At 65.0% G+C, this 11,779-nt stretch carries 10 protein-coding genes; all 10 read left to right on the top strand.

Annotation, left to right across the window (positions count from 1 at the left end; all coding sequences use genetic code 11):
- Positions 1-63: 63 nt before the first annotated feature.
- The 10 genes from BM244_RS00600 (at position 64) to lpdA (ending at position 11,494) form a co-directional block, all read left to right on the top strand.
- A complete protein-coding gene (locus BM244_RS00600; protein ID WP_056484561.1) occupies positions 64-858 on the top strand; it encodes a succinate dehydrogenase iron-sulfur subunit in 795 nt (264 codons plus the stop codon).
- Between the two features lie 180 nt (positions 859-1,038).
- Entirely contained in the window at positions 1,039-1,494 is a 456-nt protein-coding gene (locus BM244_RS00605; RefSeq protein WP_093396772.1) for a PaaI family thioesterase, read from the top strand.
- A gap of 97 nt (positions 1,495-1,591) precedes the next feature.
- The gene (gene zapE / locus BM244_RS00610) at positions 1,592-2,683 is read left to right on the top strand and encodes a cell division protein ZapE (protein WP_093396773.1); all 1,092 of its coding nucleotides are present in this window, start codon (positions 1,592-1,594) and stop codon (positions 2,681-2,683) included.
- Between the two features lie 127 nt (positions 2,684-2,810).
- Positions 2,811-3,773, top strand: a complete 963-nt coding sequence (mdh, locus tag BM244_RS00615; protein WP_093396775.1) for a malate dehydrogenase — start codon at positions 2,811-2,813, stop codon at positions 3,771-3,773.
- A 66-nt stretch (positions 3,774-3,839) separates the two neighbouring features.
- On the top strand, positions 3,840-4,136 hold the full coding sequence (locus BM244_RS00620; protein ID WP_093396776.1) for a GIY-YIG nuclease family protein: 297 nt from the start codon (positions 3,840-3,842) through the stop codon (positions 4,134-4,136).
- Positions 4,137-4,190: 54 nt separating this feature from the next.
- Positions 4,191-5,075 carry a succinate--CoA ligase subunit alpha gene (gene sucD / locus BM244_RS00625; protein WP_093396778.1) on the top strand — a complete coding sequence of 295 codons (885 nt, stop codon included), beginning with the start codon at positions 4,191-4,193 and terminating at the stop codon, positions 5,073-5,075.
- Positions 5,076-5,271: 196 nt separating this feature from the next.
- Entirely contained in the window at positions 5,272-8,205 is a 2,934-nt protein-coding gene (locus BM244_RS00630) for a 2-oxoglutarate dehydrogenase E1 component (protein WP_093396779.1), read from the top strand.
- Between the two features lie 101 nt (positions 8,206-8,306).
- Positions 8,307-9,557 carry a 2-oxoglutarate dehydrogenase complex dihydrolipoyllysine-residue succinyltransferase gene (odhB, locus tag BM244_RS00635; RefSeq protein WP_060524044.1) on the top strand — a complete coding sequence of 417 codons (1,251 nt, stop codon included), beginning with the start codon at positions 8,307-8,309 and terminating at the stop codon, positions 9,555-9,557.
- A gap of 14 nt (positions 9,558-9,571) precedes the next feature.
- On the top strand, positions 9,572-10,066 hold the full coding sequence (locus tag BM244_RS00640) for a DUF1877 family protein (RefSeq protein ID WP_093396781.1): 495 nt from the start codon (positions 9,572-9,574) through the stop codon (positions 10,064-10,066).
- Between the two features lie 21 nt (positions 10,067-10,087).
- Positions 10,088-11,494: a dihydrolipoyl dehydrogenase gene (gene lpdA, locus BM244_RS00645; RefSeq protein ID WP_093396782.1), complete on the top strand. Its 1,407-nt coding sequence runs from the start codon at positions 10,088-10,090 to the stop codon at positions 11,492-11,494.
- Positions 11,495-11,779: the final 285 nt, after the last annotated feature.

An 11,779-nucleotide genomic window follows, 5' to 3' on the forward strand; every position in this document is an offset into this window, starting at 1 on the left:
GAGGGCCCCTGTCATGTATCGGCTCTGACAACCTATAATCACACCACGGACGGACCGCTCGCAATGGCCGAATTCTCGCTCCCGAAAAACAGCGTCGTCAAGAAGGGCGTCAAGCACGCCTCGACCAGCCAGGGTTCGGGGGACAGCAAGCGTCTGAAATCGTTCAAGGTGTATCGCTACGATCCGGATTCTGGCGAGAACCCGCGCTACGATACGTTTGCGCTCGATCTCGACGATACCGGCCCGATGGTGCTCGACGCGCTGATCAAGATGAAGAGCGAGCAGGATTCCTCGCTCACCTTCCGCCGGTCTTGCCGCGAGGGCATTTGCGGCTCGTGCTCGATGAACATTAACGGCAAGAACGGCCTCGCCTGCACCACCGCGATCGAGGATTGCAAGGGCGAGGTCCAGATCACGCCGCTGCCGCACATGGACGTGATCAAGGACCTCGTTCCCGACTTCACGCATTTCTACGCGCAATATTCGTCGATCAAGCCGTGGCTGCAGACCGTCACCCCGCCGCCCTCGGGCAAGGAACGCCTCCAGTCGCCGGAAGACCGTTCGAAGCTCGACGGCCTGTACGAGTGCATCCTGTGCGCCTGCTGCTCGACCTCGTGTCCGAGCTACTGGTGGAACGCCGACAAGTTCTTGGGGCCGGCGATCCTGTTGCAGGCCTATCGCTGGCTCGCCGACAGCCGCGACGAGATGACCGGCGAGCGCCTCGACGAACTCGAAGATCCGTTCCGCCTGTACCGCTGCCACACCATCATGAACTGCGCCAACGCGTGCCCCAAGGGGTTGAACCCCGCCAAGGCGATCGCCGAAATCAAGAAGATGGAAGCCGAACGGATCGTCTGATCCCTTCGGTTGGGGGAGGGCCTACCTTTCCCGACTTTTGGGGGGGGGTAAGACCTGCCTTCCCCCCACCCCGTTCGTGCCGAGTAGAGATCGAGCGTAGTCGAGAGCTCGCATCGAGGTACATGTCCTTCGATACGCCATCTCGACAAGCTCGATGTCTACTCGGGACGAACGGAAATTATGACGGACAAGCCCCATTTCGTCGAAGCCGAAGACCCGGCCAACCCAGGCTGGCGCAGCTGGTCGCTCTCTGACCCCACCCGCTTCAACACCCTGCTCGGCCCCATGCTCTACCGTGTCGACGGCCACACCGTCCGCGTTCGCATCACCCCCGAGCATCGCCACTCGAACCTCCAGAACAACGTCCACGGCGGCGCGCTCCTCGCATTCATCGACGTAGCCTTGTTCGCGGCCGCCAGAGGCTTCGGCCTGATCACCGCCGGCACCGCGGTCACGCTCGACCTCAACACCCAATTCATCGGCGGCGGCCGCATCGGTGAGCCGATCGAGGCGCAGGTCGAGGTCCTCAAGGAAACCGGCCGCCTCTTGTTCCTCCGGGGCCTCGTGGTGCAAGGGGACGACGAAACCAAGATCGCCGCCTTCTCGGCCACGATCCGCAAGCCGACTGCCAGATAGCACCGGCATTTCTCTGTTCTCCCGCGCACGCGGAAGTCCAGGAGCCACACATACAACGCCTGGGGGCCTGGGCCCCCGCCTGCGCGGGGGAACGGAAATGACGGTACTCAAGGCCTACGAAGCACTCGTAGCTTCAGGCGAACTCCGCCCCGATCCCGAACAAGCCGCCGCCGCCGCGCGCCTCAACACCCTCGCCACTGAACTCGCCACCCCAAAATCCACCGGCTTCTTCGCCCGCTTCTCCAAGAAACCCGACCCCCGCGGCGTCTACCTCTGGGGCGGGGTCGGCCGCGGCAAGTCGATGCTGATGGACCTGTTCTTCGCCAACGCCCCCGTCGAGAAGAAGCGCCGCGTCCACTTCGGCGAGTTCATGCTCGAGGTCCACGCGCGCATCGCCGCCGAGCGCCGCAAGGAAGTCGGCGATCCGATCGTCCCCGTCGCCACCGCGATCGCCGACGAAACGCGCCTGCTCGCGTTCGACGAGATGATGGTCACCAACAGCCCCGACGCGATGATCCTGTCGCGGCTGGTGACGTCGCTGCTCGATTGCGGCGTGACCATCGTGACCACCTCGAACCGCCCGCCCGCCGATCTCTACAAGAACGGCCTCAACCGCGAGCATTTCCTGCCCTTCATCGCGACGATCGAGCAGCGCCTCGACGTGCTCCCGCTCAACGGCCCCGTCGACTATCGCCGCGACCGTCTCGGCAGCCAGGACACCTGGCTCGTTCCCAACGGCCCCGAGGCGACCGCGCAACTATCCGCCGCATTCTTCCGCCTCACCGACTTCTCGACCGACGACAGCGAGCACGTCCCGGCCGAAGACCTGATCGTCCAGGGCCGCACGCTCCGAGTGCCCAAGTCGCTCAAGGGCGTCGCGGTGTTCAGCTTCAAGAAGCTGTGCGGAGAAGCCCGCGGCGTGGCCGACTATCTCGCCATCGCGCGGAAATTCCACACCGTCATCCTCGTCGGCATCCCCAAGCTCGGCCCCGAAAACCGCAACGAGGCCGCGCGGTTCGTGGCGCTGATCGACGCGCTGTACGAGCACAAGGTCAAGCTCCTCGCCGCCGCCGATGCGCAACCCGGCGACCTCTACGAAAGCGGCGACGGGCGCTTCGAATTCGACCGCACGATCAGCCGCCTCGAAGAGATGCGCTCCGAGGATTATCTCGCCGAGGGCCACCTCTAAGCTTATTGCACATGCGAACCACTCGCAATAATAACCCGCTTTTGTCCTTTTAGCGGTTGCCGTAGCGGGATAATGCGCGTAACCGGCGTCACCAATCACCCCGCACATCAGACGGAGACGGATTGGAATGGCTCGCAAGAAGATCGCGCTGATCGGCGCCGGTAACATCGGCGGTACGCTCGCGCACCTCGCAGCACTCAAGGGCCTTGGCGATATCGTCCTGTTCGACGTTGCCGAGGGCATCCCCCAGGGCAAGGCGCTCGACCTGTCGCAGTGCGGCCCGGTCGAAGGCTTCGACTCGCAGATCACCGGCTCGAACGATTACGCCGACATCGCCGGCGCAGACGTCATCATCGTCACCGCAGGCGTAGCCCGCAAGCCCGGCATGAGCCGCGACGACCTGCTCGGCATCAACCTCAAGGTCATGAAGGCCGTCGGCGAGGGCATCAAGGCCAACGCACCCGGCGCGTTCGTGATCTGCATCACCAACCCGCTCGACGCGATGGTGTGGGCACTCCGCGAATTCTCGGGCCTGCCGCATCACATGGTCGTCGGCATGGCCGGCGTGCTCGACTCGGCACGCTTCAGCCACTTCCTCGCCGACGAGTTCAAGGTCTCGGTCAAGGACGTCACCAGCTTCGTGCTCGGCGGCCACGGCGACACGATGGTCCCGGTCATCAGCTACTCGACGGTGTCGGGCATCCCGGTGCCGGATCTCATCGCGATGGGCATGTCGAGCCAGGACAAGATCGACGCGATCGTCAAGCGCACGCGCGGCGGCGGCGGCGAGATCGTCGCGCTGCTGAAGACGGGCTCCGCCTACTACGCGCCGGCGACCAGCGGCATCGCGATGGCCGAAGCGTATCTGTACGACCAGAAGCGCGTGCTGCCGGCGGCGGCGTATGTGTCGGGCGAGTACGGCCTTACCGATCTGTACGTCGGCGTGCCGGTGGTGATCGGTGCTGGCGGCGTCGAGAAGATCGTCGAGATCAAGCTGGATGACGAAGCCAAGCAGAACCTCACCGTGTCGGTCGATGCGGTCAAGGAGCTGATCGTCGCTTGCAAGGGCATCGATGGTTCGCTGAACTGATTTGAGGTGAGGTAAGGATCGCACCACCCCGGCGAAGGCCGGGGCCCAATTGGGAAGGCCCCGCTGATGGAAGAACAAGCGTTCGTCTACATCATGGCAAGTGGGTTTAACGGTACGATCTACCTCGGCTCGACGCTGAACCTGGCGAAGCGCGTGTGGGAACACCGCAACGCCGTCGTTGCCGGGTTCACGAAGAAATACGACTGCAAGCTGCTCGTCTGGTATGAGTTAGCCGGTAGTTGGGAAGCCGCCCGGCAGCGCGAGCTGCACATGAAGGAGTGGAAGCGAGACTGGAAACTGCGTGAGATCAACGGTTTCAATCCCTCTTGGGACGACCTTTACGATCGCATCGCACTACCATGACCGCTTTCCCAATTGGGCCCCGGCCTTCGCCGGGGTGGTAAGGAACGAGACAAGATGAGCATCCTCGTCGACAAGAACACCAAGGTCATCACGCAAGGCATGACCGGCGAAACCGGCAGCTTCCATACCAAGGCGGCGCTGGAATACGGCACGCAGATGGTCGGCGGCGTCACGCCCGGCAAGGGCGGCACCACCCACCTCGACCTCCCCGTCTACAACACCGTCGCCGAAGCCAAGGCCATGACCGGCGCGACCGCGTCGGTCATCTACGTGCCGCCTCCCTTCGCCGCCGATTCGATCCTCGAGGCAATCGACGCCGAGATCGAGCTGATCGTCGCGATCACCGAGGGCATTCCCGTCCTCGACATGGTCAAGGTCAAGCGCGCGCTGTCGGGCTCCAAGTCGCGCCTGATCGGCCCGAACTGCCCCGGCGTGCTGACCCCCGGCGAGTGCAAGATCGGCATTATGCCCGGCTCGATCTTCAAGAAGGGTTCGGTCGGCGTTGTCAGCCGTTCAGGCACGCTCACCTATGAGGCCGTCTTCCAGACGTCGAACGCAGGCCTTGGTCAGACGACCGCGGTCGGCATCGGTGGCGATCCGGTCAACGGCACGAACTTTATCGACGTGCTCGAGCTGTTCCTCGCCGACGACGAGACCCAGTCGATCATCATGATCGGCGAAATCGGCGGCGACGCAGAAGAGCAGGCGGCACAGTTCCTTCGCGACGAAGCCAAGCGCGGTCGGTCGAAGCCGATGGCAGGCTTCATCGCCGGTCGTACGGCGCCTCCGGGCCGTCGCATGGGCCATGCCGGCGCGATCGTGTCGGGCGGCAAGGGCGACGCGGAGAGCAAGATCGCGGCGATGGAAGCTGCCGGGATCCGCGTTTCGGAAAGCCCCAGCCTGCTCGGCGAGACGCTGCTGAGCGTGTTGAAGGGCTGAGCTGACTACCCCTCTCCCGTTCGGGGAGAGGGAAGGAGCTGCCGAAGGGCTCCCGTGAAAGTAGCACTTTCATGGGGTTCTGGGGCAGCGGAAGGGTGAGGGCACGTGACCGCCCGTGCCCTCACCCTCCCACCCGTAAGTGCGGGCGGGCCCCTCCCTCTCCCCCGCGGGGAGAGGGACACTGAGGACGAGAACGATGGGCTACGAAGGCCAGGATTTCAGCGATATCGCAGCCGGCGTCAGCCCGGCGTTCGTGGAGACGCTCTACGCCAAGTTCAACGCGGACCCGGCCTCGGTCGAATCCGGTTGGCGCGCGTTCTTCGAGGGTCTCGAAGGTTCCGCGCAGGGCCCGAGCTGGGAGAGCGCCCGCTGGCCGCTCACCACCACGGATGACCTGACCGCGGCACTCGATCCGACTCAGATGGAGCCCGCGCCCAAGCCTGCAAAGGGGAAACCAGCCCCCGCCGCAGCGGCCCCCGCGCCCGTCTCGAAGGAAGAGATCGCCAAGGCCGCTGCCGACGCGATCCGCGCGCAGCTGCTCGTCCGCACCTACCGCGTCCGTGGTCACCTCGCCGCCAACCTCGATCCGCTCGGCCTTTCGAAGCGCGAGATGCCCGAGGATCTGAAGACCGAATATCACGGCTTCTCCGACGCCGACATCGACCGGAAGGTCTATCTCGGCGGCACGATGGGCTTCGAATGGGTCTCGATCCGCGAGCTCGTCGACACGCTGCGCAAGAATTACTGCGGCAATGTCGGCCTCGAATACATGCACATCTCCGACGTCGAGGAGCGCCGCTTCCTCCAGGAGCGCATGGAGGGCCAGGACAAGGCGATCGAATTCTCCATCGACGGCAAGAAGGCGATCCTCACCAAGGTGATCGAGGCCGAGCAGTGGGAGAAGTTCCTCGGCAAGAAGTATGTCGGCACGAAGCGCTTCGGGCTCGACGGCGGCGAATCGATGATCCCCGCGCTTGAGAGCGTGATCAAATATGGCGGCCAGATGGGCGTGCGCGAGCTCGTCATCGGCATGGCGCATCGCGGTCGCCTCAACGTGCTCGCCAACGTGATGGCCAAGCCGTTGCGCGTGATCTTCCACGAATTCGCCGGCGGTTCGGCCAACCCCGACGACATCGGTGGCTCGGGCGACGTGAAGTATCACCTCGGCACCAGCACCGATCGCGAGTTCGACGGCCACAAGGTTCACATGAGCCTGGTCGCCAACCCGTCGCATCTCGAAGCCGCCGACCCGGTCGTGCTCGGCAAGACGCGCGCGATCCAGACGCTCAACAACGATCTCAAGGATCATGTCGCGAGCTTGCCCGTGCTGATCCACGGCGACGCGGCGTTCGCGGGGCAGGGGATCGTCTGGGAGTGCCTCGGCTTCTCGGGCATCCGCGGCTACAATACCGGCGGCTGCGTCCACTTCATCATCAACAACCAGGTCGGCTTCACGACCTCGCCGCAGTTCGCGCGCTCGTCGCCCTACCCGTCGGACGTCGCCAAGGGCGTCCAGGCGCCGGTCTTCCACGTCAACGGCGACGATCCCGAGGCGGTCACCTTCGCAACTAAGATGGCGATGGAATTCCGCCAGAAGTTCCACCGCGACATCGTCATCGACATGTGGTGCTATCGCCGCTTCGGCCACAACGAGGGCGACGAGCCATCCTTCACGCAGCCGCTGATGTACGACATCATCCGGAAGCATCCCGGTGTCTCGTCGGTGTACGGCGATCGCCTGATCAAGGAAGGCGTGATCGACCAGCCCTGGATCGACGAGAACGTGAAGCAGTTCACGCTCCGCCTCGAGGGCGAGTTCGAAGCCGGGTCCTCGTACAAGCCCAACAAGGCCGACTGGTTCGGCGGTCGCTGGACCGGCCTCAGCGCGCCGACCGATGGCGCGTCGGCACGCCGCAACGTCGAGACCGGGCTCAGCCAGAAGCTGTTCGACTCGCTCGGCCGCACGCTGACGACAATCCCGGACAGCGTGAAGATCCACAAGACGCTCAACCGCGTGATCGATGCCAAGCGCGAGATGTTCAAGTCGGGCAAGGGCTTCGACTGGGCGACCGGCGAGGCCCTCGCATTCGGCGGCCTGCTCTCGGAAGGGTACGGCGTCCGTCTGTCCGGTCAGGATTCGGGTCGCGGCACATTCTCGCAGCGCCACGCCGTCTGGGTCGACCAGACCGACGAGCACAAGTACGTGCCGTTGCAGGAGATCGAGCACGGCCGCTTCGAAGTGCTCGACAGCCCGCTCAGCGAATACGGCGTGCTCGGCTTCGAGTACGGCTACGCGCTTGCCGATCCGAAGACCTTGGTCCTCTGGGAGGCGCAGTTCGGCGACTTCGTCAACGGCGCGCAGATCATGATCGATCAGTTCATCACGTCCGGCGAGTCGAAGTGGCTCCGCGCCAACGGTCTCGTGATGCTGCTCCCGCATGGTTACGAAGGGCAGGGGCCAGAGCATAGCTCGGCACGTCCCGAGCGTTTCCTTCAGTCGTGCGCGGACGACAACATCCAGGTCGCGAACTGCACCAGCCCGGCGAACTATTTTCACCTGCTTCGCCGCCAGATGCACCGCAACTTCCGCAAGCCGTTGATCGTGATGACGCCGAAGTCGTTGCTGCGGCACAAGCTGGCCGTGTCGAACGCCGAGGATTTCCAGGGCGACAGCCACTTCCGCCGCCTGTTGTCGGATACCAATCCGGCCGCCGACGTCGATACGAAGCGTCTGGTCCTGTGCACCGGCAAGGTCGCGTACGACCTGATCGAGGCACGCGACGCAGCGGGCGACACCGACACGCAGATCGTCCGCGTCGAACAGCTCTATCCCTTCCCCGGCAACCCGATCGCCGAGCGCGTCGCACGGATGCCGAACCTGGAAGAGATCGTCTGGGCGCAGGAAGAGCCGAAGAACAACGGCTATTGGTTCTTCGTCGAGCCGCTGATCGAGGAGGCGCTGGCAACGGTCGATTCCCGCGTGAAGCGCGCGCGCTACGCCGGGCGCAACGCCTCGGCATCGCCCGCGACCGGCCTGATGAAGCGTCACCAGGCAGAACAGGGCGCGCTCGTCGCCGACGCGCTTGGCCACTCCGTCCGCGACGAAATCCGCCGCACCCGCGCAAACTGATTGAACCCGCTCCCTGTTTTCCTGCGAAAGCAGGAACCCAGGGTGCGGCAGAGTAACCCTAGGCCCCTGCGTCCGCAGGAGCACAAAAGGTAGAAGCAAACATGGCAACCGAAGTCACCGTCCCCGTCCTGGGTGAATCGATCACCGAAGCCACCCTCGGCGAGTGGCTGAAGCAGCCCGGCGATCCCGTCGCGGTCGACGAGCCGATCGCCAGCCTCGAGACCGACAAGGTCTCGGTCGAGGTCCCGTCGCCGGTCGCCGGCGTCATGGGCCAGCACGCGGTCGCCGTCGGTGACACCGTGCAGGTCGGCGCAATGCTCGCCACGATCGACTCCGGTGACGGCGCCGCTGCTGCCCCCGCCAAGGCGCCCGAGCCCGCCGCGACCGCAACGCCCGCCGCTCCCGCCAAGGACGAGTCCGGCGCAGGCTATGGCGACCAGCCCGGCGCCGGCACCAGCGACTCCCCCGCTGCGCTCTCCCCGTCGGTCCGCCGCGCGGTGCTCGAGCACGGCGTCGACCCCGGCACGGTCAAGGGCACCGGCCGCGACGGTCGCATCACCAAGGAAGACGTGACCGCCGCCGCGTCGAGCAAGCCAGCACCTGCGCCCGCCGCAGCGCCTGCTCCGGCAGCAGCCCCTGCCGCCGCATCGGGTCGCGGTGAGGAACGCGTGCGCATGACGCGCCTCCGCCAGACGATCGCCAAGCGCCTCAAGGAAGCGCAGAACACGGCGGCCATGCTGACGACGTTCAACGACGTCGACATGACCGCGGTGATCGAGGCACGCGCCAAGTACAAGGACCTGTTCGAGAAGAAGCACGGCGTTCGCCTGGGCTTCATGGGCTTCTTCGTGAAGGCCGCGACGATGGCGCTGCGCGACATCCCGTCGGTCAACGCATCGATCGACGGCGATGACATCGTCTATCACGATTACGCCGACATCTCGGTCGCGGTCTCGTCGCCGGGCGGCCTCGTCGTCCCCGTGATCCGCGATGCCGACCAGATGTCGGTCGCGACGATCGAGAAGACGATCGGCGACTTCGGCAAGCGTGCCAAGGAAGGCGCGCTCAAGATGGACGAGATGAAGGGCGGTACCTTCACGATCTCGAACGGCGGCGTGTTCGGCTCGCTGATGTCGACCCCGATCATCAACCCGCCGCAGTCCGCCGTGCTCGGCCTCCACCGCATCGAGGAGCGCCCGGTCGTCGTCAACGGCCAGATCGTGATCCGCCCGATGATGTACCTCGCGCTCAGCTACGACCACCGCCTGATCGACGGCCGCGAAGCCGTGACGTTCCTGGTCGCGCTCAAGAACGCGATCGAGGATCCGACGCGCATCCTGATCGACCTTTAAGGGAGACTGGCCCGATGGGCATGGTAATGTACCTCCGTCGGGCCACCATTGCCGATATTGCGCGTCTTCAAGCCGACCCACGCGGCGTTCCGGATTTCGTTTTCGACGACGCCGCGCCGGAACAGGATCTCGTCGAGTTCGACAAGGCGTGGCAGGCGCTGCACTTTATGCTGACCGGCGAAGCCTATGGGATGGGGCACGCGCTCGGGATCATCGCCGAGGAAACGCCGATGCAAAGCAGCGACGGTATCGGCTCGCTCGAATATTCGATCGTGCCGCCCGAGCGCATGGTGACATTCGATGCGGCGCTCAAATCGCTGGACGACGGTAGTTTGGCGCAACGGTACGATCCCGCGGCGATGGCAGCTCAGGACGTGTATCTCGCGGATTCCTTCCTAAATGAAGGACCAGAGGCGCTCGAATATATCTTGCAGGGTGTTCCTGCCCTGCGCCGATTTGCGGCATCCTGCGCGGATGCCGGCTGTGGGGCCATTCGGGTCCTCGCATGATGATGAACGGGATTAGAGACAATGGCTGACTACGACTATGACGTCCTCGTGATCGGTGCGGGCCCCGGCGGTTACGTCGCGGCGATCCGTGCAGCGCAGCTCGGCCTGCGCACCGCTTGTGCCGAGTCCCGCGACACGCTCGGCGGCACCTGCCTCAACGTCGGCTGCATCCCGTCCAAGGCGCTGCTCCACGCCTCCGAGATCTACGAGGAGGCCAAGGGCGGCCACATGACGAAGTTCGGCATCGACTTCCAGGGCGTCACCCTGAACCTCGACCAGATGCACGCCGAGAAGGCCAAGGCCGTCAAGGAACTCACCGGCGGCGTCGAATTCCTGTTCAAGAAGAACAAGGTGACCTGGCTCAAGGGCAAGGCCGCGTTCCAGGACGCGCACACCGTCGAGATCGCCGGCCAGAAGGTCACCGCGAAGAACATCGTCATCGCGACGGGCTCGAGCGTCATGCCGCTCCCCGGCGTCGAAGTCGACCAGAAGACCGTCGTCGACAGCACCGGCGCGCTTGAGATCCCCAAGGTCCCCGAGCACATGGTCGTCATCGGCGGCGGTGTGATCGGTCTCGAACTCGGCAGCGTCTGGCGTCGCCTCGGCGCGAAGGTCACCGTCGTCGAGTTCGTCGACCAGATCCTCCCCGGCTTCGACGGTGAAGTCCGCCGCGAGACCGCCAAGCTCTTCAAGAAGCAGGGCATGGAGCTGAAGCTCTCGACCAAGGTCACCGGCGTGACCGTCGCTGATGGCGTCGCGACCGTCACCGTCGAGCCCGCCGCCGGTGGCGCATCCGAGACGCTGACCGCCGACGCGGTGCTCGTCTCGATCGGTCGCAAGGCCAACGTCGACGGCCTCAACCTCGAAGCCATCGGTCTCGAGCTCAACAAGCGCGGCCAGATCGAGACCGACCACTCGTTCCGCACCAAGGTCGACGGCGTCTGGGCGATCGGCGACTGCATCCCCGGCCTGATGCTCGCGCACAAGGCCGAGGACGAGGGCGTCGCGGTCGCGGAAAACATCGCCGGCCAGACCGGCATCGTCAACGAGGACGTCATCCCGAGCGTCGTCTACACGATGCCCGAGATCGCCGGTGTCGGCCTCACCGAGGAGGCGGCGCGCGACAAGACCGCAGAATCGGGTGGCATCAAGGTCGGCAAGTTCCCGTTCGCCGCGAACAGCCGCGCCAAGACCAACCGCGACACCGACGGCTTCGTGAAGATCATCGCCGACGCCAAGACCGACCGCGTCCTCGGCGTCTGGATCGTTTCTTCGCTGGCGGGAACGCTGATCGCCGAAGCCGCCATCGCGATGGAATTCGGCGCGACCAGCGAAGACATCGCCTACACGTGTCATGCGCATCCGACGCATGCCGAGGCGATCAAGGAGGCGGCGATGGCGGTTCAGGGCAAGCCCATACACATCTGACCGCGCAAGGCCGTAGCGCAAGCTACGGCCGAGCTATAAAGCGGTCAGATCGGCCGGCGCGGCCAAAAGCCGCGTCCGACGACAGGGGCTTTGCCCCTGTCCGGCCAAGCAGGCCCGTTGCCGGTTCTTCAGGGCAGTGGGACTGACCTCTTAGGTCAGCCCCGTTATCCCGCGGACGCGGGAGCCCAGCTAAGTACCGATCACGCGCCGAACGAGAGACTACTCTCGCGGGGGATCAGAGCCCGGAAGCGTCAGCCTTCCGAACCCTGGGCCCCCGCTTTCGCG

Origin of the sequence: Sphingomonas sp. OK281 (assembly GCF_900115295.1) — a bacterium.
In the GTDB taxonomy this organism is placed as follows: Bacteria; Pseudomonadota; Alphaproteobacteria; order Sphingomonadales; family Sphingomonadaceae; genus Sphingomonas.

Bases quoted from the DNA above. Each gene is read 5' to 3' on its own strand.
- BM244_RS00600 (WP_056484561.1), top strand. From the start codon at position 64: ATGGCCGAATTCTCGCTCCCGAAAAACAGCGTCGTCAAGAAGGGCGTC.
- BM244_RS00605 (WP_093396772.1), top strand. From the start codon at position 1,039: ATGACGGACAAGCCCCATTTCGTCGAAGCCGAAGACCCGGCCAACCCA.
- zapE (WP_093396773.1), top strand. From the start codon at position 1,592: ATGACGGTACTCAAGGCCTACGAAGCACTCGTAGCTTCAGGCGAACTC.
- mdh (WP_093396775.1), top strand. From the start codon at position 2,811: ATGGCTCGCAAGAAGATCGCGCTGATCGGCGCCGGTAACATCGGCGGT.
- BM244_RS00620 (WP_093396776.1), top strand. From the start codon at position 3,840: ATGGAAGAACAAGCGTTCGTCTACATCATGGCAAGTGGGTTTAACGGT.
- sucD (WP_093396778.1), top strand. From the start codon at position 4,191: ATGAGCATCCTCGTCGACAAGAACACCAAGGTCATCACGCAAGGCATG.
- BM244_RS00630 (WP_093396779.1), top strand. From the start codon at position 5,272: ATGGGCTACGAAGGCCAGGATTTCAGCGATATCGCAGCCGGCGTCAGC.
- odhB (WP_060524044.1), top strand. From the start codon at position 8,307: ATGGCAACCGAAGTCACCGTCCCCGTCCTGGGTGAATCGATCACCGAA.
- BM244_RS00640 (WP_093396781.1), top strand. From the start codon at position 9,572: ATGGGCATGGTAATGTACCTCCGTCGGGCCACCATTGCCGATATTGCG.
- lpdA (WP_093396782.1), top strand. From the start codon at position 10,088: ATGGCTGACTACGACTATGACGTCCTCGTGATCGGTGCGGGCCCCGGC.